Genomic DNA, 22,897 nt, shown 5'->3' on the forward strand with positions numbered 1-22,897 from the left:
TTTTGCTAAACCATTTTCAAGTCCAATGCAGGAAAATGGCTTTGGCTATTTGATGTGTCTAGTATTCAAAATAACAGTTCAAAAGTAAAATCTCAGTTGTAACAAGTGTTTAACGATATTCTGTTACAATTTCAGCTCAGAATGATATCGTATTGCTCTTGCGTATATAAATTTTCCACTTGGAACTTGATCACACGGCTAATAAAGTGCTCTAAATCAGCTACCGCAGGTGCTTCAGCAGTTAACAATCGGTCAATCACCGACGGATGTGCCACCACGGTAAAGCCACTTTGTGACTCATAAGCACGTGCATATCTCAAGATTTCACGGAAAATTTCATAGCAAACTGTTTCAGCCGTTTTCACATAACCACGCCCCTGACAGGTCGGGCAAGAATCACAAAGCAGATGCTCCAGAGATTCACGGGTGCGTTTCCGAGTCATTTCCACCAAACCCAGCTCAGACACTTGAGTGATCTTGGTTTTAGCATGATCGCGCTCAAGCATTTTCTCAAACTGGCTCATCACCTCTTCACGATGATGTGCTTCTTGCATATCAATGAAGTCAATAATGATAATCCCGCCCAAGTTACGTAGTCGGAGCTGACGTGCAATGACCTGTGTGGCTTCCATATTGGTTTTAAACACAGTGTCTTCAAGCGAACGACCACCGACGTAGGAGCCTGTGTTGACATCAATCGTGGTCATCGCTTCAGTTTGATCGATCATCAGGTAGCCGCCAGACTTAAGTGCTACACGTGTCTGTAAGGCTTTCTGAATATCCTCTTCGACATTGTACAAGTCAAAAATTGGACGCTCACCCGGATAATGCAGTAAGCGATTTTGCATACTCGGTACAAATTCTTGGACAAACTCTTGCAATTTGCCATGCACTTCGCGTGAGTCGACCTGAATTTTAGAAGTATCTTCATTGGCCAAATCACGGATGACGCGTTGAGGTAAAGGTAGCTCTTCAAAAATCAAAGAAGGTACGACAATACTGCGTTGTTTACGTTGTATGTATTCCCACAGTTTTGCTAAATAAGCCATGTCCTGCGCAATTTCACATTCAGGAATACCTTCAGCAGCAGTACGAACGATGACTGAACCCGGTAAATTGTGTTCCTTTTGAATGCGTTCAATCATGCTACGCAAGCGATCACGTTCTTCTTCAGACTCAATGCGCTGTGAAACACCGGTATGACTGCCATATGGCATTAAAACGAGGTAACGGGAAGGAATAGAAAGATCAGTTGATAGTCGTGCACCTTTTGTACCCAACATATCTTTCATCACTTGTACGGTGAGTACTTGTCCCGGTTGTAACAGCTCAAAAACGTTCGGGGTCGGTTGATTGCGCTGCCAGACCATATCATTGATATGTAAAAAAGCCGTTCTCGACAATCCAATATCAATAAAAGCAGCCTGCATACCCGGAAGCACACGAACAACTTTCCCTTTATAAATATTGCCCACTAACCCACGCTTCACGGTGCGCTCAACAAATAATTCATTGACCGTACCGTTTTGAATCAACGCCACCCGACATTCCATCGGTGTGACGTTAATCAACAACTCGTCAGACATATCAAAACTCAAAACATTATAAAAATTCTTGTGTTGCAGCAGTTAATTTAATGCCTTAACTGTCTGTAATAACTGTACGGTTTCATGCAAAGGCAGCCCAACGACATTGCTGTAGCTCCCTTCAATACAAGGAATATAGCGCGCAGCAATTCCTTGAATGGCGTAGGCTCCCGCCTTGCCGATTGGTTCACCTGTTGCCCAATAGCTTTCCATGTCAGCTAGACTCAGCGTTTGAAATTCAACCTGTGTGCGCACTACTATACTGTATATTTGATCTTTTGTACTGACACAAACACCTGAAAACACATCATGTTTTCGTCCAGAGATCATTTCCCACATAGAAAAAGCATGTGCTTTCGACGCTGGTTTTCCTAAAATGTGCTCATCAACGCCTAAACTGGTATCGGCGGCAATAACAATAGCATCAGGGAATTGTTGTTGTACTGCGCAAGCTTTAGCACGTGCTAAACGCTCTACATAATCCGCTACAGGTTCTCCTTCCAACACGGACTCATCAATATCTGGACTGAAAATTTCAAATTCCAGACCTAATTGTTGCAATAGTTCGCGTCGTCGAGGAGAACTCGAAGCTAAAATTATATGCGCCATTTTCTCAAGAAGTAATACATGATTGGCCAAATGAGTAAGCTAGTAACAATTGGCTGCCAATGGCGGGCAAATGAAAACTGTGCTCCACCCATCACTTGAACAATCCACACAAACAGTAAATGCGCGAAAATTGCCATTGCAGCAATAATCCATAAATTACCAAATGTGAGGATACGACGTTCACGGGTCAAAAAGCGTGTCACAAATGCAATGACCACAAAACTCAGTGCGTTCATGCCAAATGGCGCATCAGTCAATAAGTCCGTAAAGAGACCTGTGGCAAATGCAAACCAAACACCGCACCATGTCGGCTGACAGAGTACCCAAAATAGCATGATCATCATCATGAATAATGGACGCCAACCCGATAAGTCATAAGAAAGCGGATACACCATCAGCACGGATGCCAAAATGATGGAAAAGATAATCGGAAATAATGGGTCGCGCTCTGTATGACGACTAAGCTTAGCGAGTGACATGCGGTTGCTCCATCGCTAAAGAATCGGAAAATAGCACAACCACATGATGACCACCTGCCAATTGGGCAGCAGGATTGATATCAATTTGGGCAAATTCACCGCTATTGTGACGACTGACTTTCGACACTGTACCTACCAAATAACCCGCTGGGAAATGTGCTCCTAGCCCTGAGCTATAGACTTTTTCACCGACTTTGATATTGGCACTGGTTGGCACGTATTCCATCTTAAGTCGACCTAAGTCACCTGTACCCGTAACGATTGCGCGCATACCGGTATGCTCCATCCGCACGGATAAAGAGTGCTCTTTGTCTGAGAGCAACATGACACGGCTACTATGTGGGTAAACATTGATAATTTGCCCCATAATACCCTTGTCATCGAGTACAGTTTGTCCCACTTTAAGCTGACTGCTGGCTCCACGGTTAATCACAATAATATGACGTAAGGGATCAGCATCGGTACCAATGACTTCGGCAATCTCCATACGGCCATCAATAATGAGTGGTGTATCGAGTAGTCCACGTAGTCGAGTATTTTCAGCAGAAAGTTCAGAAAGTTTCTGTAAACGGACTTGAGCCTGAATTAACTCTGCTTGCATCGCGGTATTTTCACGACGTAATTGAGCTTCAGACTTGGTTTGTTGATTCAGCCATTCTCGCGATAACACTGGATAGCTTGCAAGTGCATAAATTGGATTATATGCCGCATACAAGACGTCTCTGGCCGGTTGAATTACATGTGGCATGCGCCAATCAAAGAAAAGCACCACCAAGCATGTAATCACCGCAATGATAAATGAGCGAAAAGATGGCGGTTGTCTTGAAAACAGTTGCGTTTGCACCCGCCGAGTCCTTTTCTTAGCCTACAAATAACATATCATGATTTGGGTTATCGAAGAATTCGAGAACCTTACCGCCACCACGTGTAACACAAGATAGTGGATCTTCTGCAACCACCACAGGAAGACCTGTTTCTTTTGCAAGCAGCTTATCAAGATTACGAAGTAATGCACCACCACCAGTCAACACAATACCGCGTTCTGCGATGTCTGAAGACAACTCAGGTGGCGTTTGCTCAAGTGCAGATTTAACCGCAGCCACAATGTTTTGCAGTGGATCAGAAATCGCTTGAGTCACTTCATCAGAAGTTACGGTAATCGCACGAGGTACACCTTCAGCCAAGTTACGACCACGGACTTCGATTTCCAAAGGTTTTGCACCTTCTTCTGGAAGCGCCATACCAACTTCTTTTTTGATGTTTTCTGCAGTGGTTTCACCAATCACACAACCATGTGCTTTACGCACGTAGTTAATAATTTGCTCATCAAATACATCACCACCGATACGTAGTGAGTCTGCATAGACACAACCTTGAAGTGAAATGATCGCGATTTCAGTTGTACCACCACCAACATCGACAACCATCGAACCACAAGCTTGCTCAACAGGCATACCTGCACCAATTGCAGCAGCCATTGGCTCTTCAATTAAGCGAACTTCACGTGCACCTGCATTGTATACAGCTTCACGGATTGCACGGCGTTCCACCAACGTCGATTTACATGGCACACACACCACGACACGCGGTGCAGGTGGGAACAAACGTTTTTCGTGCACTTTGCCAATGAATTGATTCAACATCGTTTCAGTGACTTCAAAGTCAGCAATCACACCATCTTTCATTGGGCGAATCGCAGAAATATTTGCAGGTGTACGACCTAGCATTTGCTTCGCGTCAAGACCTACTGCGGCAACGATTTTTTGTGAACCACTGTGGCGAATTGCCACCACCGTCGGTTCATTTAATATAATGCCTCGTCCTGGCGCATAAATAAGTGTATTTGCAGTGCCTAAATCAATGGCAAGATCCGGCGAAAACAAGCCAATTAGTCGTTTTAGAATCACGGGGACGTTCTCAGTTAAACTTTTATATGGACGCAAGGTGGCAACTTTAACTAAATGTGATGATTTGAACAAGTCAATCGCTTATTATAAGCCACGATATTTTGAATTTTTTTAATACTGATTAGGTAATGTTATGTCTACATCGGATGCACAGCATTCTGCAGATCTAAATGCACAAACAGTTTCAGCGATTGCCCATCTGGCTCGATTGTCGCTAGATGAAGCGCAATCTGCCGACTATGCTCAAAGTTTAAATAAAATTTTAGGCATGATGGAAACCCTGAAAGGCATCGATACTGACGGTGTTGAACCACTAAAAAGTCCATTCGACAATCCACAGCCCTTACGTGAAGACGTGGTATCTGAGACCAATCATCGCGAAGCATATCAAGCAGTTGCTCCTGCCGTACAGGATGGCTTGTACCTTGTTCCGCGTGTGATTGAATAGTTTTTATTCAGATCAACATTTTTTCAAATTAAACGTAAAGAAATATTTCTCATGACAGATTTACATCGCTTATCAATTCGTGAATTGTCTGAAGGTTTGGCTGGCGCTAAATTTTCTTCACGCGAATTGACTGAACACTATTTAAAACGCATTGAAAAAATCGATGCTCAAGTCAAGTCATACGTGACCGTGACAGCTGAACAAGCACTTGCGCAAGCAGATGCGGCTGATGCTGCAATTAAAGCGGGCAATGCAACTGCGTTGACCGGTGTACCAATTGCACATAAAGATATTTTCTGTACCCAAGGCATTAAAACCACTGCTGGTTCTAAAATGCTGGACAATTTTATCTCTCCTTACGACGCGACCGTTGTAGCGAAAGGTAAAGCTGCGGGCCTTGTCACTTTAGGTAAAGTGAACATGGATGAATTCGCCATGGGTTCGACCTCTGAAAATTCATTTTATGGCGCGACTGCGAACCCGTGGAACTTAAACCATGTTCCGGGTGGTTCTTCAGGCGGTTCTGCTGCTGCGGTAGCTGCTGATCTTGCTCCGTTCGCAACAGGCACAGATACAGGCGGTTCAATCCGTCAGCCTGCATCATTCTGCGGTTTGACTGGCCTTAAACCGACTTACGGTCGTGTTTCACGTTTCGGTATGATCGCGTATGCATCATCTTTAGACCAAGGCGGCCCAATGGCACGTTCGGCTGAAGACTGTGCTTACCTCATGAACGTGATGGCAGGTCATGATGCGAAAGATTCAACTTCTGTTGAAAAAGACGTAGATAACTACGTAGCAAACTTAAACGGCACTTCTGTAAAAGGTTTACGCATCGGTATTCCGAAACAGTACTTTAATGTTGCTGGTTTAGATGCGGACGTAAAAGCACGCGTTGAAGAATCGTTGAAAAAGCTTGAAGAAATGGGCGCAATCTTGGTTGAGATTGACCTGAACATGACTGAAAGCTACGTACCAACGTATTACTTGATCGCACCTGCGGAAGCATCGTCTAACTTATCTCGTTTCGACGGTGTACGTTATGGCTACCGCTGTGAAAATCCTGTGGACTTAATGGACTTGTACAAACGTTCACGTTCTGAAGGTTTTGGTAAAGAAGTTCAGCAACGTATCTTGATTGGTACATACGCGCTTTCTGCCGGTTACTACGATGCTTATTATGTGAAAGCGCAAAAAGTACGTCGTTTAATTCAACAAGACTTCTTAAAAGCATTTGAATCTGTAGACGTGATTGCTGCCCCTGCTGCACCGACAACTGCATATAAGATTGGTGCAAACTTATCTCCTGTAGAAATGTACTTGGGTGACATTTACACCATCGCGGTGAACTTGGCAGGTCTTCCTGCGATTAACGCGCCTGTTGGTTTTGACAAAGACAACTTGCCTGTTGGCTTACAGCTGATTGGTAACTACTGGTCAGAATCTCAATTGTTGTCTGTTGTGCATCAGTACCAACAAGCAACCGATTGGCATACACAACGCGCTGCAATTGCTGAGGAGAATGCATAATGTCTAAAAACGCTGCTAAACCAAAATCTAACCTGATTGATGGTTGGGAAGTCGTTATTGGTATTGAGATTCACACTCAGCTTGCGACCAATACCAAAATTTTCTCAGGTTCATCGACTACGTTTGGTCAAGACCCAAATACGCAAGCGAGCCTTGTTGACTTGGCAATGCCGGGCGTATTGCCAGTACTCAACAAAGAAGTAGTTGATCTTGCGATTCGCTTTGGTTTGGGTATTGATGCTTACATCGACCAAGCATCTGTGTTTGCACGTAAAAACTATTTCTACCCTGACTCTCCAAAAGGCTATCAAATTAGCCAAATGGACAACCCGATTGTGGGCTTGGGTCATATCGACATCCAACTTGAAGATGGCACGGTTAAACGCATTGGCGTAACACGTGCGCACCTTGAAGAAGATGCAGGTAAATCAATCCATGACCAATTTGAAGGTCAATCTGGTATCGATTTAAACCGTGCAGGCACACCTTTACTTGAGATTGTCTCTGAACCTGATATGCGTTCGGTTGAAGAAGCGGTTGCCTACATTAAAGCGATTCACACGCTTGTTCGTTGGTTAGGCATTTCTGACGGTAACATGGCAGAAGGTTCGTTCCGTGCAGACTGTAACGTGTCTTTACGTCGTCCGGGTCAACCGTTTGGTACGCGTTGTGAGTTGAAAAACTTGAACTCTTTCCGTTTCATTGAACAAGCGATCAATGTTGAAATTGAACGTCAAATGGAAATCCTAGAATGGGATGGCACCATTGACCAAGAAACGCGTTTGTTCGACCCTGTGAAGATGGAAACGCGTTCAATGCGTTCGAAAGAAGAAGCGAACGATTACCGCTACTTCCCTGATCCTGACTTGTTGCCTGTGATCATTGCAGACGAGCAGATCGAAGCAATTAAAGCAACCATGCCTGAGCTTCCTGCTGCACGTCGTGCACGTTTCGTGGCTGACTTTGGTGTAACTGAATACGATGCTCACGTTTTAACACTGACTCGTGAAATGTCAGAGTTTTACGAAGATGTGGTGAAAGCTGCTGGCGGTGCTGCACAAGGTAAGATTGCTGCGAACTGGGTGATGGGTGAATTCTCAGGTGCTTTAAATAAAGCGGGCCTAGACCTTGCTGATTCTCCTGTGTCGAGTGAGAAACTGGGTGGCATGATCGCGCGTATTGTTGATAACACCATTAGCGGTAAGATCGCGAAACAAGTGTTTGGCTTTATGTGGGAAGAAGGAAAAACTGCAGACGAAATTATTGCGGAAAAAGGCTTGAAACAGGAAACTGATACAGGCGCGATTGAAGCAATTATTAAAGAAGTACTTGCTGCCAATGAGAAGATGGTTGAAGAGTATAAATCTGGTAAAGAGAAAGCCTTTAACGGTCTAGTTGGTCAAGTGATGAAAGCATCACGTGGTAAAGCGAACCCTGCACAAGTGAATGAATTGATGAAGAAATTGATTGGTTGATTTACAGCATAGTTAATTAAATCTGTGTTATAAAAACCTCGCAAATTGCGGGGTTTTTTATTACAAGTAGGCACTTATGAAATCTATTCAACAAATTGAAGTATTAAATTTATATGGTTTTCTAAATCACACGGCTTTGTTGCACAAAGATTTGAAATGCAAAGCGCACCTAATTGAGCTAAATTTAAGGCGTAACTTGGGTAAGTGGTCGACCTAATTCCGTAAATCTGTTAAGGACTGCTACACGTGCATGGATCTCATTCACTTGGCTATCAAAACTCCTTGCACTGAGTTTATCTCCTAATAATTTGATGCAATGCATCTTAGTTTCAACCAAACTTCGCCGATGATAGCCTGACCATTTTTTCCATAGTGTCCTGCCTAAACGTTTAATTGTTCGAAGTAATTCATTTCGCTCTAGCGAGCTACTCTTTGTATCTTTCCATGGTTTCGCATTTTTTCTAGGTGGAATCACCGCATGCGCTTGCCGATCTGCAATGACCTGACGGCATTGCTTGGTGTCATAAGCTCCATCGGTATAAACAGAGTTAATCTTCTCATCTTGTGGAATCTGATTAAGTAAATCACCAAGCACCTGTGAATCACTGACATTATTGGTTGTAAGCTGAACTGCTCGTATTTGTAGGGTTTTAGCATCTATACCAATATGAAGTTTACGCCATTGGCGACGATATGAAACTTCATGCCTGTAGAGTCCATGAGTAGATGCAGCCCATCGCTACTTTTTTGGTAGCTGATTACAATATCAATATGCTTTTGTCTTCTACAAAGCGTGGTGTAATCTGGAGCTATCCAATTTAATCCGCAAAGTTTAATCAGACTTTGCACAAAGCCAGTGACCATACGTAAAGATAGACGGAATAAGGATTTAATCATTAAGCAGCATTGGATAGCTGCGTCGGAGTAGGTTTGATTTCGCCCTTGTTTGCCTTTTGATGGCGCATACCATTGCGTAGCAGGATCAAACCAAAGGGCAATATTTCCGCGACTCATGAGTGCTCGGTTATATGCGGGCCAATTGGTTGTGCGGTAGATTTTGTGTGTAGGCTTCTTCATTTGAAAATTATATCGCTGAAAAAGCCTTTACAGATAGGTTTGTGCAACAAAGCCTGTCATATCTGTTTATCTACTACTTCCAATAACTTTTGGCTTAGATTTATTTAGCTTCCCAAGTAACTGGAAATAAGATCATTTAAACCGTAAAAGTCTCCCTTTAAAAAAGGGAGACTTTGCCATCTGATCAATTTAATATGCGAGGTTCCCTCCCCTGAGCAAGTTTTAAAGCATTGCTTCATAGGGGAGAAGTACCTCTAAAAACAAAGTGCAAGTGATCGTTGAAAAAGGATTATTATTTATGCTATAAAATCAAAAACATCAAAGAAAAACAAAAATGACGCCTGAACTTTTACTCTTTATCATTCAGATCGCCATTGGCATATTTGCGCTGATCATCATCATTTTGCTATTGATTCCAAAATGCCGTAAGTGGCTCTCTGAAATGCAACCAGAACCTCGCAGAAAACAGCGAGGACTAGGATTTGCTAATGGAATAGAAGTTATTTTCTATCCCATTTATTGGCTGATTAAAATCATCGCTGCCATCTTCAGATAAGCCCGACAGATACCTTATTTCCCTCTGATCGAACCCAACTTATTCCAGATATCCGGTGTCAAAAACGTGGTGATTAGCTTATTCAAATCCACATAACGCAGCACACCTTTCAGCTGATTATTCACTTCCGGATTTTTTAAAATTTCCTCACCTGTACTACGACCTAAAGCCTGAAAGCTATTACCCACCGCTTCCAAACCTTCTGCCTGAATCACTGCCTTAGTTTGTGCCGAACATTGCTCAACCAAGATGCGCTGTAATACCGATGCCAGATTCTTATCCAGACTTTCCTTCTGCTGAGCAGACACATTACTAAATGCTTTCAGGTCTGGATGTGCAGCCAAAGCCACAAAGGTCCATTGCATTACAGCAGTTTTATCGGCAATTGTGGTGGACTTCTCCAAACAGTCACTCAACTGATCGACCGTTGGTCCTGCATTTGCCATTTGCACTGTTCCCAACAAGGCAGTTACCATCAGCGTAGAACGAACAATTTTAGAAAATCTGTGGCGTACAGGGGAAACACAGCGTGACATAAGCAAACTCCATTAACAGTCTGTTCTTTGTACCACAAAGCATGACAGTTCATCTGTTATTACATTGCAAAATCAACCTGATTTTTAACCTGTTTCTTGTTGCCTGATCTTGGACCTATCTAGCTACGACTAAAGTGAACAATAAGCGTCTTAAATCCACAATCTGCCTGTGCTATGGTGAATAAAAACAAATTTCTCATATAAATCATAGATAATTAGAGGGTAACAACATGTCTAAACAAATTCTGATGCTGGTTGGCGACTATGCCGAAGACTATGAAACCATGGTGCCATTCCAGTTTTTAACTGGTCTGGGCTATACCGTACATGCAGTCTGTCCAGACAAGAAAGCTGGTGACACAGTGGCAACTGCTATACACGACTTTGAAGGTGACCAGACCTATAGCGAAAAACGCGGCCATAACTTTGCCATTAACTATGACTTTAGTACGGTAAATACCGAAGACTATGTTGGTCTGGTGATCCCAGGTGGTCGTGCACCGGAATACCTGCGCATGAATAATCGTGTAATCGAAATCGTACGCGAATTTGACGCGGCGAAAAAACCAATTGCAGCCGTGTGTCATGGCGCACAGATCCTTGCAGCAGCAGATGTACTCAAAGGCCGCACCTGTTCCGCTTACCCGGCTTGTGCCGCTGAAGTCAAATTGGCAGGCGGACAGTATGCCGATATTGCAGTCACGGATGCAGTGACCGACGGTCATTTAGTTACTGCTCCTGCTTGGCCTGCTCATCCTGCATGGATGGCCCAGTTTGTTAAAGCATTAGGCGCAACGATTACCATTTAATGCTCTAGCCACCAAACTAAAGCAAATTGGATCATCATCCATTTAGGGTGAATCCATAAAAAATGCTCCTTGTATAAAAGGAGCATTTTTTATTTACTCAAAATAAAATTAACGAACCACACCTAACTTATTCCAAATTTCTGGGGTTAAAAATTTGGTCACCAATTTATTTAAATCGACATAACGCAGTACGCCTTGTAATTGTTGTTTAATTTCAGGCGTCTTTAATATTTCATCCCCCGTGATACTACCAAGCTCTTGAAAACTTTCGCCTACAGCCTGTAGACCGTCGGCTTTAATTACGGCCTGCGTTTGCGTAGAACATTGCTCAACCAAGATTCGCTGCATCACTTGAGCCAGATTTTTATCGAGTTGCGTTTTTTGCGCATCACTGACATTACTGTATTGTTTTAAATCTGGATGCGCTGCCAATGCAGAAAAGGTCCATTGTAGAACCGCCGTTTTATCTGCAGCAGTGGTCGATTTCACTAAACATTGACTGAGCTGATCGACCGTCGGACTCGCCAAACTCACTTGCGTCGTCCCAAGCATCATGAGCGTCAATACAGCCAAACCTGCTGGTCGTGAAAAACGTAGATGTAATTTATTAGATAAACCGTAAGCCATAGACCAAACTCCCAAAAGCTTGAGTCACCTTTTTATCATGAAGTGCTGTATTTGCTGTTTGGTCTATGTAACTCAACTATTCATTTTTGCTAGTCGGTGCATAGATGAGAGGATGAATCGTTGGCCTTCTATTCCAATACCAGTAAAAATGTCCGTGGGTATCGAGCAAACTATGGGTGGTCAATGTCGATTTATTACTGTCACCTCGCCAACATGCAAGTGCTGCATTACGATTATTATGGAGGTCAATAAACTCAGGATTCGAATATTTTGGCTTCGCAGGAATGTAGAGAACATCTCCCGGATTGACCCATAAATCTGCCAAGTAAATCTTGCCTAGATTTGGAAAATAGCGTCCTACTGAGATGACCAGTGGCAATTGATCCTGATCGGTCGCGCTAAAAATATGCGGAAAGTCATGATGTTCTAAATCAGTAATGACAAATGGCGTTAAAGTTTTACAGCCATTTAAATTTGATGTTGCATTTTCATAAGGTAAATAATGCCCTGCCATCATGCCATATTCATATTGAATATCTGACAGTCGTTTTTGATTTGAATGAATCTGAATCGCTTCACCTGCCTGAACTAAGGTGATACCAAAAGCTGCAGCGGTTTCTCTGGTCGCAACCAATGGCATAAACTCGAAGTGTTGCCCTTCAAATTCAAGCTCCGTTTGCTCCCCCCAATTGGTAATTTTAGTCGAAATTTCGGAAGGCACATCGTAGGGATTTCCCATCGTCATTTTCGCATTGGTGGCTGACTCGGTAATTAAATGAATTCCTGCCCCAAGTGATGCTAAATATGTTGGATGCCCACGATCATTCAAAAAGAAGGGTGTTTGCTCGATATTGACTGTAATCTCTGTTAATTCTCGGTCAAATAATGGTGCATTAAAATAAGTTTCATTTACTGAACTCATGGTTTTTCCTTATTATTTTTTAAAATTTTATCTGAGTACATCATTGGATCAGGATAAAAGCTTATTTCCCCAAATGGCTTTTATCCTGTTGAAGTTTATTTCATACGATTCAACATATTTTTTGCCCCTGCGTGGTTATAGTTGGTCGCTAAGTTTTGTAGGATGCCTTTTGCTCTTGCATTGGCGTTTGGATAACTTTTGCTATATGCAGGCACTGAGGTTAAGCATTTTGCAACGAGCATACCTGATTCAGCATAGGCTCTATTGGCATTTGCACCATTTAATTTGCCATAGCTATAAGCGCGCTGTGCATTATTACAAGCGGTGACTTGGTTTTTTCCGGCATTCAGATCGCGTCGTGCATTCACATATAAGCGCATTTGTATCTGCTGAGATGTTTCAGCAACTGGTTTCACTATAGGTTTGTTTTCAGGCTCTTTGGCTTTGGTTTCTTTTTTAGTCTCTACTTCTTTTTTTGCTTCATCTTTCGCATTGCTTTTTGTTGTCGTTGCTTTTGCTTTTGCTTTGCTTGGTGTGGCTTTTTTAGCTACAGTTTCTTCTTGTTTATTATAGTTTTTGCGACGTTCTTCGGGTCCAATAATTGCTGTATACAAACTCACTAAGCGGGTTTCAGAACGGTCATTCGATTTACGCTCTGAAACGGGTTCAATTGCAACCATCCAGCGTTGTCCATCTGCCTGACTACACTGAAATACGCCTGTGCCCTGTTTTATACTGCTATAGGTCGCTAATAATTTACGACTCCATGCATTTTTGACTTGGTTCAAATTGCTTTTATTCAGTTGAATAAATTTGCCATTTTTGGCTTGGCAGTAACTGCTCATATTTTGCTTGGGTATAACTGATTCTGCTTCCATATTTTTCTTTTGTGGCCCCCAATCATAGACGTATTCTTTCGCCTTCCCATTTGAGCTATTTAGCCCTTTTTGATTAATCACGTCTTGTGGTGATGCATAATGATTAAATGAATTTGGGTTTAAACTCTGCATGGTTGTACAACCATGTAATGCAAATCCAATACTCCCCACCCATAACATTGCCTTTAAATTCACAGCAAAAATCTCAAAAATTTCACCTTTAAAAAATAGCGTAATTCAGTGCCTTTCACAATTTTATAATTTTGATTTTATTTATTATTTTTATAAATTTAATCACTAAAATCGTACACGTTTGAGATGCATACACATGTTCTTCATTTTAACTTGATGAATTTCACATTTTATTTAAGTGTATTTGTTTATCCTTGGTGAACGGTCATCATCGTTCCCTTTTAGGTTATTTCGCAAGCATTTATGTATCGCTATGTGCTTATCAAATCTGCCATCAGAACAAGCCTCTATTATTAATAATAATATAAAGCTGGGCCTATCCATGATTCGAGCGACAATATGGAATCGAGTAAAAAAACAGCTCATCTAAAAATATTAATCTATTGATTTTATTGAAATATATTAACTTAAAATTAAAGTCATAAAAAAACCTGCATTTTATTACAGGTTTTTTTTAAATTTATAAACTCAATTGTTAATTTTTTCTTCAAATGCTCTTAGACGCTTATAAATAGAAATCAGTTCGATAATGGTTGTCCATGAGGAAATCAGGTATTGGAAGGAATCACGTACACGCCCAAAGACATTTAAAATTTGCATTAATATACCGAGCGTAATTGTTCCCGCTGCAATACTTGGAAACAAAATAAAATATCCATAAATATTATCCAGTTGCATGTACCAAATACGAACCAGATTGAAATAAGCGTAGTGGAAATACAGTCTAAAATAATTAAAACGAACTTTAGTAAATAATTCTTTTAATGTGAAAGGGTCTGCTCGATCTGCATGATCTTCACCATAAACTAACTCTTTACGATATGCCGCTTCGACTTTTTGATTATTAAACTCCAAACCCGGTAGTTTATAACCCACCAGCATTAAAATAACCGTCCCTAATACTGCCCAAAGGACTGCCGCCCAAACCAATGCATAGGCGATTTCCCCCACGACAGGTAATTTCTTTACATGTGTTGATAAAGTTAGCAGCACAGGTAGAAATGCAATTAAGGTCATCACCGATTCAACTAAGCTAACCCCAAGTCCTTCTGTGGTTCTCGCAAAACGCATCGTGTCTTCTTGAATACGCTGTGAGGCACCTTCGATGGTTCTCAGTTTTTCCCAATGCGCAGTATAAAAGTCATTCATTGCAGTACGCCAACGAAAAACATAATGACTGACGAAAAACAGGTTCAATACAGCCAGTGTGACATACACCATGGCCACATAGAGAAAAGTCAGTATCTCAGAATATAGCATCGTCACTTCGCCCCCACCACCTGAAAGCATTTTCTGGATCAGGTCATAGAATGGGTTATACCAAGCATTGATCACGACATTACATTCCACACTAAACCAAACATTAAACAGAATAAGTGCGGTTCCCCACACTGACCATCGCTGCCAAGGATTATCTGATTTGATCTTCCAAAAGGCTGCAAAAAGCGCCGTTGCTACAAAAAACCAAACATAGAACCATAAAAATTTGGGACTCCAAAATCGGCTGACACCAATAGGTAGTTCTGCAATATGATAATTTGCAGGTAAACCAAATATCGTACCCCAACTATTACCACCGCTATACCACAAGACAATATTGATTACGAACCATAGAAGGAATGATCCAAAAAACCATTTTGGATTTGGAAAAAAAGATTTAAACATTGGTCCTACATTTCCCTGAATCTTTGTTTTTAGTTTGAGTTGCTGATGATAAGTTTTATTTCATTAATTTTCTTGTTCAGATTGAATATTTAACGCTGTTTAATCTGAAATTTAACAATCAAATACAAGATGACACATCATTCGGTTAGCTTAAGCATGAAAACTGAAAATTGCCTTAAATTCCTTTATTGATCAAGCCATATTGATGATTTGGTCATTGTTTGTGGAACTAAAAATGCATCTTAAGCATACAGATACACTTAAAAAATTTGTAATTTTATAAATTTTCTTTGATATCAACAAATTAAAATCCATAAATTATTTAACCATTATTTAAACTTAAGTTATGGAATTCTCTAAAATATTTTCTGCGATGTAGCTCACGTCATTTACAAAACATGTTTCTTCACCAATAATATGCTAAGTTCAATTAACAACCTATGCTTGGGGAAGTAAAATGGAAAGTGCAATTGTTGAATTACTCAAACCAATTACATTAAATAAAGAAAATTGCAGTCCTTTGGTGTTTGAAACTGGTACCGTTCTAAAAGTGATTATGCAAACGCCAGAAGGTCTTTTGGTAAGTAATGATGACAAATTTAACTTTATGATTTCATTGAAAGATAAGAATGAAGTTTGGCGCGAAATTTAATTTTCGCCTCACTTTGTGATTTGTTTTTAAATCATATTTATTCTAAGAAATTTAATCATACAATTATTGAATAAACAGGATAAGGTTCTTAAATTCCATAAAAAAAGAACCCTCCTTTTAAGCAAATATTTTTCATAACTTAGCTTAACGTTTAAATCCGTAAATCATATTTTTCTAAAATCGCATTGGTTTTCTGATGCAATCCCTCAAAATACACTTTACTCACCAGTGCTGAAGGCTTGGTTTTTGGTAATGGCCGAATTTCATGTGCGTGCGGAAAACGTTCAGTAAAATCAAATCGTTGAACCACTTTTTTAAATTCATCAATCACAAGATTTTCATCTTTACAAAAAACATCGTAGGCTTGCTGTTTTTCTGCATCCCAAAACTGCTTAAATGCATCTTGAACACTTTGACCATTCAGCATTCGTGGCATTTGTTCATCAATAAACTTCTGAATCAAATCCATTTTTTTATACATTTTTCGGTCATTACTGAGTAAAGATTGGAGTTGTTGCTGCTGTTTAGCCCTTTGAATCGAAGATGGTGGCGCAGCAGCAATCATATTTAATAATGTATAAATATAATCCTGATTTACATAATCACTAATAATAAAATCTAAAGCAAAATTCACGTCACGTAGCACTGAATCTTTTTCAACTGCTGTACCTTTATTTATTCTGTCATACAAATCTTTATATTTAGATTTATAGTCTTCAAGTTCTTGCGGCACTATAACTGCTTTATCAACATCAAAGTCTGTATACATTTTCAGTTGTGAATGTAGACGAATCACATCACGAAAAGCTTGAATAAACTGCAACTGCTGACTTTCGAGTTTTAGATCATCTACTGACTGACACTCAGGTGTTATTTTTCTTAATTCACTAACACACTTATTAAATTCTGCTAATTGTTGATCCAACGGTGGCACAATCACTGGTTCAAAATTTTGGTCGTCGGCAAAAGTAGAAAGAGCTTTATCTGTTGCCTGCTTTAAATTTCTAAAACACACGACATTACCAAAAGCTTTAGTTGGTTTATAAATACGGTTTGTACGCGAAAAAGCCTGAATTAAACCGTGATATTTTAAGTTTTTGTCGACATAAATCGTATTAAGTGGCAATGAGTCAAAACCTGTCAGGAACATATTCACCACCAACAGCAAATCAATTGGCGGACCTTTCAACTCCCCAACTTCTTTAGGTGGTTTAGGGACTTTGAAGTACTTAACGCGATCACCTAGATTTTTATAATATTCATAAAATCCTTCGTCACAGTTATAGCTAGTCAGATGGCGCGTATTAAATTCTGCAATGATCCGTTCAAGTTGCGCTTTACGCCCCATATCAACTTGACTCGGCTGTTCAAGTTCTTCTTCAGAAATCGTACCTGTTGTGGAGTCATTGGCGTCGTTTGTCGTGTCCTGCGCTCCAAAAGAAAAAATCGTACCAATCACTAAAGGGGTATAAATTTCTTCCTTCTTGTCCGCTTCTGCAACCAACTCTGCTTGGACTTTGGCAAATATTGCATAATATTGAAGCAGGACATCTACTGAGCTGACACAAAACATTGAACAAAATTCGCGTTTTGCCGTTTTTTTGTCATGATTTTTTAAAATATAACGTACAATTTTTTCTAAGCGCTCAGGGTTGTCATACAGCTCTTTAGTATCGATGCCTTGTATTTTTTCATCACCTGCATTCACCTGATTTGCGGTAAATTGCCCCACATAATCAATTTGAAAAGGTAGAACATTTTTATCTGCAATCGCATCGACAATCACATATTTATGCAGTCGTTTAGGAAATAGATATTCTGTGGTGTATTTCACCCCACCAATGCTTTGACAGTTCACAGGAAAAATAGGCGTACCTGTAAAGCCGAACATTTGCGCCTGCTTAAAGAAGCGTTTGATATTTTGGTGAGTATCACCAAATTGACTGCGGTGGCATTCATCAAAAATAAATACGACTTTTTTATCTGCCAAATCGGCGATCAATTCTCTGAATTTAGGGAGTGTAATTGCGTTATTCAGCTTTTGAATAGTCGTCACGACCAATTTATCTGTGAGTATATTGCTTTCATTTTTTCGTGAATTCAGCCGTTTACCGATGAGCTGTTCGACCAATGTTTTGGTGTTGGTCGTTTGGTCTACGCAGTCGGGAACAAAGGCATTAAACTCTTTAGTGGTTTGATTATCTAGGTCTTTTCGGTCCACAACAAAAATTACTTTTTCTATTTCTGGCAACTGACGCATGATTTCACTGGCTTTAAATGCCGTGAGTGTTTTACCCGAACCCGTTGTATGCCAAATATAGGCATGATCGGTTGAGGTTTTTACATGCTGAATCATGTTTTCAACTGCATAGACTTGATAAGGTCGTAGCACCATTAAGCATTCATTGGTTTGATGCTGAACGATGTATTTACTGATCATTTTCGTAATATGTGCGGCGTTTAAAAATGCTTCGGTAAATTTACTCAAATCATTAATTGCTTTGTTGTTTTCATCGGCCCACGGAAATGTAAAATCAAACAGCGGCGTACCGTGTGAATAATATAAGCAATTTACACGGTTACTAATGACAAAGAGCTGGATGTATCCAAATAGACCTTGTCCAGATGTATAGGCATTTTTACTGTAGTTATGCACTTGGTGAAACGCCTGTGCGATTTCTACGCCACTACGCTTAAGTTCAACTTGTACTAATGGAAAACCGTTGATCAATAGCGTGACATCAAAACGGCTGGTTTCTGTACCACTCTCACCGTATTGAACCGTCACTTGGTTGGTCACTTGAAAAATATTTTTTGCCGCATCATCACTTAAAAAGCGCAGTGTTTGGGTCGTACCGTCATCATGTTTAAGCTGATATGAACCACGTAAAAGTTTGGCTTTGCCGAAAATCGTATGTTCACTGCTCAGGTAATTCCACACCTGTTCCCATTGCTCTTGTGTGAGTGGTGCAGTCAGTGCGTTAAATTTTTCTATTTGATTTTTTAGGTTTGTGAGTAAAGCTGCCTCGTTTCTGTACTGAACACGTTCGTACCCTAAAGTTATTAAGTGCGCTATAAATTGGTTTTCGAGTTCAAGTTCTTTTTGGGTCGACATTTATAATACTGCTCAGTTTTTAACTATTGGTATGTATATCTTTTGATTCTAATAGATTTATTATATTTTTCAATCTTTTAAATTCATCAAATAAACATCTAAACTAATGATACAGATCACTGTTTTTTCTTTTAGGAATCCTTACAGTACTTTCTTAAATAACTGATGTTACGCACGTAAAAGTAATTACGCATTTTTAAAATGCTTTTTAAGTCTATTCGACAGAGTCTTACATCTAGGGTTTAAATAAAGGGATTAGCCTTCGGCTGGAGATACTCTTACGAAACGTTGTTTCTCATTCGGCAAAATGAGAAGCGTGCTTCGCAAGGAAACCATCTTGCGGTGCAATGCACCTCACCGACAAAACTCGTTCACTAGCGTCTACTTATTCAAAGTATCGCAAAAACCTTTTTGAATAGATGTAGTCCTGTCTCAAACACTTGCGGATGACCTTACCGCGTATCGTACTTTTATTTGAATCAAATTGCGCTTCTGATGTTACTGCGTAACATCAGTTAAATAAAAAATTCCCACATTTGAATAAATGCAGGAATTTTATAAAACCATATAACAATCACACAAACATCTGCTGTAACAAACCCCTTTTCCACTGTTTGGCTTGTTCAATTTGCTGTGCAACAACTTCAATTTTTTGATCAATAGCAGAGAGGAAATTAACGATTTTACTTTGTTCTTCTAGAGAGGAAGGAAATGACACCTGACCTGTTAAAACATGATCATTATTCACTTTCATATCATTTTTAGCTCCTTTTTTAACAAGAGGTTTTAAAAAATGATTTAGTTTTAAATCACTTTGAAAGTAATACTCTATAAGCTCCGGGCAAATATTCTCTTTACACTTATAAATAGCATATAGAGTTGAGACTATTCCTGCTTTGCCTTTATTTACTTTTATGATGCCATACGGATTACTTTTGAGAGGGCTCTTGGTGTATACAATGTCTCCATTCTCGACAACACCGTACGGAGCTACTGAGACTCCAGCATAAGAGCGACCTAAAAGTTCTATTTGATTTACAATTCCTAACTCGCCCGATACAGAAAGCACATCTAGTTTTGAATATTTTAAATCTCTATTTTTTACTTTACTTGTATATAAATAATGACTCAAAGGAACTATATCCCACTCCCCAAACTCGCTTCCATCCTCAGCTTTAAAACGTATCTGCTGACTAAACAGCTTTTGCATCATGCCCTGTTTATATTGGCTCAGTAGTTCATGCTTTTGGGTCAGTAAATTAATTTTTTCATCCACAGCGGAAAGAAAAGAAGCGATTTTAGTTTGTTCTTCTAAATCTGAAAAATCAACTGTTGTTTTACCAACTTCCTGCTGACCTATAGTTGTCATGGTAGCTGTTTTTCCACCTTGAATTAATTGCTTCCTGACGTTTGATGTCTTTAATGCATAGTTTAGAAAAATAGGACTTGTTACTTCTAAATCAGGACTCAACTTAATCAAATGTCCATCATAAGTAATATCTTGGCTATGTCCTAAATAAACATTCGAGAAAGCAATCCCTTCTTTAACTAATGAAGAACGAGTAAAAAATATATCCCCGAATTTTACTTTATTACGTTCAAACTCCTTTGAATCTAAATCCAATAAAGATAACCTAGATTCATCAATATCTCGTTCAATATACATATCTAAGACATTAATGAGTTTGTAACCCTTCCCAACCTTATTTTGATCATTAAAAACGCCATTATTTAATGATTTATCTTTTGCTAAATCTAGTAATGAAGATTTAGACCAATCCCCATCAAATTCTTTAAATCGTAACTTTGGCGAAGCCATTACTTTACCTCCGCAAACGGAGAATCAATGCCTAACTCTTTACAAAAACCTGCAATCACTACATCAGTCTTTTGACTTTCAACTTCTAAGGCTTGAAGCTGTTTCGCTATTGCATCTAAATCAATTTCTTCTTCTGCTTCAAAAGTATCCACATAACGCGGAATATTCAAATTGTAATCATTATCAGCAATTTCTTGCAGACTCGCTACATATGCATATTTTTCAATATTCTGACGGTTTTCAAATGCACCAATAATATTGTCTAAATGCTCAGGCAAGAGCTTGTTTTGATTCTTTTGCTTATCAAACTCGTTACTCGCATCAATAAATAAAATATTGTCGCTATGCTCACGGTTTTTCTTCAACACCAACACACAGGTTGGAATAGTCGTGCCATAGAAAATATTGGCAGGCAAGCCAATAATCGTATCAATCACATTTAACTTTTCGATTAAATGCTTACGAATATGCCCTTCACTCGAACCACGGAACAAAACCCCATGCGGCAGTACAATCGCCAAAGTCCCATTTTCATCTAACTGATAAAGCATGTGCTGTAAAAACGCCATATCTGCCTTAGAACTTGGAGCTAATTTGCCAAAATCACGGAAACGTGGATCGCTTAAGTATGACTCACTCGCAGACCACTTTGCTGAAAATGGTGGATTCGCTACAATCGCATCAAATTTCAATTCCATATGCTGTGGACGTTTTAAAGTATCTTCCTGCTTAATTTCAAACTTTGAATAATGCACATCATGCAAAATCATGTTCATACGTGCCAAGTTATATGTCGTACGGTTCATTTCTTGACCATAAATCGCATCCACATCACCAACTTCACGCTTTACACGTAGCAATAAAGATCCTGAACCGCAAGTCGGGTCATATACACTGCGTAGACGTTCTTTACCTAAGGTGACAAGTTTTGCAAGCAAAGTCGAAACCATTTGCGGTGTATAAAACTCACCTGCTTTTTTACCAGCACCTGAAGCAAATTCACCAATGAGAAACTCATAAGCATCGCCTAAAATATCAGACTCAGTATTCGACAGATCAAAATTAATATCGTCTAAATGTACGATTACACGGCTAATCAGCTCATTGCGGTCATCAGGCGTATTTCCCAACTTAGTCGAACTTAAATCCATGTCTTCAAACAAATGCGAAAAATCATCTGCCGCATCTGTACGCAGCGTACTTTGCTCAATTGCCTTAAGGGTTTTAATTACATCATCCAAAATGTATTTTTTTGCTCGAGCCAATGTTGCCATACTGTGGAACAATTCTTGTGGCGCTAAGAAATAGCCCATACTCGCAAGACATTCTTCACGCACAGCACTCAAATATGCATGATTATTTGCAGTATCTTCGACCAATTCTGCAAACTTAATTTGATCAGGCGCCAAAATTTCGTTGGCATTATTTTGAATTTTTTCAGACAAATATTTGTAGAAGATCAAGCCCAAAATGTAATCACGGAATTCATCTGCCCCCATTTTACCACGCAAAGTATTGGCAATATTCCAGAGTTGTTTTTGCAGTTCTTGAAGCTGGACTTGAGTCATTGTTGTACCAAAAAATGTTTTTAATTAATCATAAAAAAAGCCGAACCCGAAGGTTCGACTTTTTTGAATTTTGGTGGAGATGGCGGGAGTTGAACCCGCGTCCGCCAGCACTACGCTCGAGAATACTACATGCTTAGATATCGTCTATTGATTTAGCTCTTTGTGACCCGACGAACAGGGTACAAATCGCGATCCTTTAAGATTTAGTATAAGACCCCAAGGCTTGATCTTATACGGACTTGTGTGCGTTCGCTTCAGTCGGGACCCCTAACCACAAGTATTCAGGGATGCGGACAAGCTGCCCTTAGGCAGCTAGAGCGTAAGTTTCGTCGTTTGCGACTAAAATATGCAAATTTGATTTACGAGAGAAAATGCGCTCTCGACATGCATCTATGAGTTTCATCACCAGCGTCGAAGCCAGAAACATCCCCAAAGTAGCGTCATCAT

The 22,897-nt window shown here is 40.0% G+C and carries 19 protein-coding genes, 1 other RNA gene and 1 pseudogene; 6 read left to right on the forward strand and 15 right to left on the reverse strand.

The genetic code is table 11. The features are described 5' to 3' along the window. Positions 1-131 precede the first annotated feature (131 nt). The 5 genes from rng to MST16_RS12570 are packed head-to-tail and all read right to left on the reverse strand — an operon-like array spanning position 132 to position 4,581. Complete coding sequence (gene rng / locus MST16_RS12550; protein ID WP_078189981.1) at positions 132-1,586, reverse strand: ribonuclease G; 1,455 nt, start codon at positions 1,584-1,586, stop codon at positions 132-134. A 42-nt stretch (positions 1,587-1,628) separates the two neighbouring features. Further along, the gene (locus MST16_RS12555) at positions 1,629-2,195 is read right to left on the reverse strand and encodes a Maf-like protein (RefSeq protein ID WP_168379037.1); all 567 of its coding nucleotides are present in this window, start codon (positions 2,193-2,195) and stop codon (positions 1,629-1,631) included. After that, entirely contained in the window at positions 2,183-2,674 is a 492-nt protein-coding gene (mreD, locus tag MST16_RS12560) for a rod shape-determining protein MreD (RefSeq protein ID WP_168379038.1), read from the reverse strand. Before mreD ends, MST16_RS12555 begins: the two co-directional genes overlap by 13 nt. Next, positions 2,661-3,518 (reverse strand): rod shape-determining protein MreC, encoded by an 858-nt coding sequence (gene mreC / locus MST16_RS12565; protein ID WP_078189984.1) that lies wholly within the window; start codon positions 3,516-3,518, stop codon positions 2,661-2,663. Before mreC ends, mreD begins: the two co-directional genes overlap by 14 nt. Positions 3,519-3,534: 16 nt before the next feature. Beyond that, entirely contained in the window at positions 3,535-4,581 is a 1,047-nt protein-coding gene (locus MST16_RS12570) for a rod shape-determining protein (protein WP_086178633.1), read from the reverse strand. A gap of 133 nt (positions 4,582-4,714) precedes the next feature. On the opposite strand from MST16_RS12570, the gene gatC reads away from it, so the two are divergent. Genes gatC through gatB form a run of 3 tightly spaced genes read left to right on the forward strand, consistent with a single transcriptional unit; the run spans position 4,715 to position 8,034 of the window. Further along, positions 4,715-5,029 (forward strand): Asp-tRNA(Asn)/Glu-tRNA(Gln) amidotransferase subunit GatC, encoded by a 315-nt coding sequence (gene gatC / locus MST16_RS12575; protein WP_078189985.1) that lies wholly within the window; start codon positions 4,715-4,717, stop codon positions 5,027-5,029. Positions 5,030-5,080: 51 nt separating this feature from the next. Next, positions 5,081-6,559, forward strand: coding sequence for an Asp-tRNA(Asn)/Glu-tRNA(Gln) amidotransferase subunit GatA (gene gatA / locus MST16_RS12580; protein ID WP_180010078.1), 1,479 nt, complete (start codon positions 5,081-5,083; stop codon positions 6,557-6,559). Further along, a complete protein-coding gene (gene gatB, locus MST16_RS12585) occupies positions 6,559-8,034 on the forward strand; it encodes an Asp-tRNA(Asn)/Glu-tRNA(Gln) amidotransferase subunit GatB (protein WP_180010077.1) in 1,476 nt (491 codons plus the stop codon). Before gatA ends, gatB begins: the two co-directional genes overlap by 1 nt. Before the next feature lie 184 nt (positions 8,035-8,218). Here gatB and MST16_RS12590 read toward each other — a convergent pair. Further along, positions 8,219-9,111 (reverse strand): annotated as a pseudogene (locus MST16_RS12590) (IS5 family transposase). 334 nt (positions 9,112-9,445) lie between these two features. Between MST16_RS12590 and MST16_RS12595 the strand changes: the two are divergent. Beyond that, positions 9,446-9,667: a hypothetical protein gene (locus tag MST16_RS12595; RefSeq protein ID WP_180010076.1), complete on the forward strand. Its 222-nt coding sequence runs from the start codon at positions 9,446-9,448 to the stop codon at positions 9,665-9,667. 14 nt (positions 9,668-9,681) lie between these two features. Here the strand turns inward: MST16_RS12595 and MST16_RS12600 are convergent, their stop codons facing one another. Further along, positions 9,682-10,203, reverse strand: a complete 522-nt coding sequence (locus MST16_RS12600; RefSeq protein ID WP_180010075.1) for a hypothetical protein — start codon at positions 10,201-10,203, stop codon at positions 9,682-9,684. Positions 10,204-10,433: 230 nt separating this feature from the next. Here MST16_RS12600 and MST16_RS12605 point away from each other — a divergent pair, with 230 nt between their 5' ends. Beyond that, complete coding sequence (locus MST16_RS12605; protein WP_180010074.1) at positions 10,434-11,012, forward strand: DJ-1/PfpI family protein; 579 nt, start codon at positions 10,434-10,436, stop codon at positions 11,010-11,012. Between the two features lie 108 nt (positions 11,013-11,120). Here the strand turns inward: MST16_RS12605 and MST16_RS12610 are convergent, their stop codons facing one another. The 4 genes from MST16_RS12610 to sbmA all read right to left on the reverse strand — a co-directional run bounded on the left by MST16_RS12610 (position 11,121) and on the right by sbmA (position 15,296). Next, on the reverse strand, positions 11,121-11,567 hold the full coding sequence (locus tag MST16_RS12610; RefSeq protein ID WP_227591924.1) for a hypothetical protein: 447 nt from the start codon (positions 11,565-11,567) through the stop codon (positions 11,121-11,123). Between the two features lie 148 nt (positions 11,568-11,715). Then, complete coding sequence (locus MST16_RS12615) at positions 11,716-12,561, reverse strand: hypothetical protein (RefSeq protein ID WP_180010072.1); 846 nt, start codon at positions 12,559-12,561, stop codon at positions 11,716-11,718. A 95-nt stretch (positions 12,562-12,656) separates the two neighbouring features. Continuing rightward, positions 12,657-13,634 (reverse strand): hypothetical protein, encoded by a 978-nt coding sequence (locus MST16_RS12620; protein WP_257245649.1) that lies wholly within the window; start codon positions 13,632-13,634, stop codon positions 12,657-12,659. 465 nt (positions 13,635-14,099) lie between these two features. Then, the gene (gene sbmA / locus MST16_RS12625) at positions 14,100-15,296 is read right to left on the reverse strand and encodes a peptide antibiotic transporter SbmA (protein WP_180010071.1); all 1,197 of its coding nucleotides are present in this window, start codon (positions 15,294-15,296) and stop codon (positions 14,100-14,102) included. Between the two features lie 457 nt (positions 15,297-15,753). On the opposite strand from sbmA, the gene MST16_RS12630 reads away from it, so the two are divergent. Further along, positions 15,754-15,948, forward strand: a complete 195-nt coding sequence (locus MST16_RS12630) for a hypothetical protein (RefSeq protein WP_078189992.1) — start codon at positions 15,754-15,756, stop codon at positions 15,946-15,948. A 151-nt stretch (positions 15,949-16,099) separates the two neighbouring features. On the opposite strand, the gene MST16_RS12635 is transcribed toward MST16_RS12630, so the two are convergent. The 4 genes from MST16_RS12635 to ssrA form a co-directional block, all read right to left on the reverse strand. Then, positions 16,100-19,063 (reverse strand): type I restriction endonuclease subunit R, encoded by a 2,964-nt coding sequence (locus MST16_RS12635; protein ID WP_180092068.1) that lies wholly within the window; start codon positions 19,061-19,063, stop codon positions 16,100-16,102. A gap of 574 nt (positions 19,064-19,637) precedes the next feature. Next, entirely contained in the window at positions 19,638-20,882 is a 1,245-nt protein-coding gene (locus tag MST16_RS12640) for a restriction endonuclease subunit S (protein ID WP_180010069.1), read from the reverse strand. Next, entirely contained in the window at positions 20,882-22,450 is a 1,569-nt protein-coding gene (locus MST16_RS12645; RefSeq protein WP_180092070.1) for a type I restriction-modification system subunit M, read from the reverse strand. Before MST16_RS12645 ends, MST16_RS12640 begins: the two co-directional genes overlap by 1 nt. Positions 22,451-22,521: 71 nt before the next feature. Beyond that, positions 22,522-22,881: a transfer-messenger RNA gene (ssrA, locus tag MST16_RS12650) on the reverse strand. Positions 22,882-22,897 lie beyond the last annotated feature (16 nt).

The sequence above is a fragment of the Acinetobacter sp. YH16040_T genome (assembly GCF_024605785.1).
In the GTDB taxonomy this organism is placed as follows: domain Bacteria; phylum Pseudomonadota; class Gammaproteobacteria; order Pseudomonadales; family Moraxellaceae; genus Acinetobacter; species Acinetobacter amyesii.

What these genes read in the sequence shown, in the direction of transcription:
- rng (WP_078189981.1), bottom strand. Translation starts at nt 1,586, where the DNA reads ATGTCTGACGAGTTGTTGATTAACGTCACACCGATGGAATGTCGGGTG.
- MST16_RS12555 (WP_168379037.1), bottom strand. Translation starts at nt 2,195, where the DNA reads ATGGCGCATATAATTTTAGCTTCGAGTTCTCCTCGACGACGCGAACTA.
- mreD (WP_168379038.1), bottom strand. Translation starts at nt 2,674, where the DNA reads ATGTCACTCGCTAAGCTTAGTCGTCATACAGAGCGCGACCCATTATTT.
- gatC (WP_078189985.1), top strand. Translation starts at nt 4,715, where the DNA reads ATGTCTACATCGGATGCACAGCATTCTGCAGATCTAAATGCACAAACA.
- gatA (WP_180010078.1), top strand. Translation starts at nt 5,081, where the DNA reads ATGACAGATTTACATCGCTTATCAATTCGTGAATTGTCTGAAGGTTTG.
- gatB (WP_180010077.1), top strand. Translation starts at nt 6,559, where the DNA reads ATGTCTAAAAACGCTGCTAAACCAAAATCTAACCTGATTGATGGTTGG.
- MST16_RS12595 (WP_180010076.1), top strand. Translation starts at nt 9,446, where the DNA reads ATGACGCCTGAACTTTTACTCTTTATCATTCAGATCGCCATTGGCATA.
- MST16_RS12600 (WP_180010075.1), bottom strand. Translation starts at nt 10,203, where the DNA reads ATGTCACGCTGTGTTTCCCCTGTACGCCACAGATTTTCTAAAATTGTT.
- MST16_RS12605 (WP_180010074.1), top strand. Translation starts at nt 10,434, where the DNA reads ATGTCTAAACAAATTCTGATGCTGGTTGGCGACTATGCCGAAGACTAT.
- MST16_RS12610 (WP_227591924.1), bottom strand. Translation starts at nt 11,567, where the DNA reads ATGATGCTTGGGACGACGCAAGTGAGTTTGGCGAGTCCGACGGTCGAT.
- MST16_RS12615 (WP_180010072.1), bottom strand. Translation starts at nt 12,561, where the DNA reads ATGAGTTCAGTAAATGAAACTTATTTTAATGCACCATTATTTGACCGA.
- sbmA (WP_180010071.1), bottom strand. Translation starts at nt 15,296, where the DNA reads ATGTTTAAATCTTTTTTTCCAAATCCAAAATGGTTTTTTGGATCATTC.
- MST16_RS12630 (WP_078189992.1), top strand. Translation starts at nt 15,754, where the DNA reads ATGGAAAGTGCAATTGTTGAATTACTCAAACCAATTACATTAAATAAA.
- MST16_RS12635 (WP_180092068.1), bottom strand. Translation starts at nt 19,063, where the DNA reads ATGTCGACCCAAAAAGAACTTGAACTCGAAAACCAATTTATAGCGCAC.
- MST16_RS12640 (WP_180010069.1), bottom strand. Translation starts at nt 20,882, where the DNA reads ATGGCTTCGCCAAAGTTACGATTTAAAGAATTTGATGGGGATTGGTCT.
- MST16_RS12645 (WP_180092070.1), bottom strand. Translation starts at nt 22,450, where the DNA reads ATGACTCAAGTCCAGCTTCAAGAACTGCAAAAACAACTCTGGAATATT.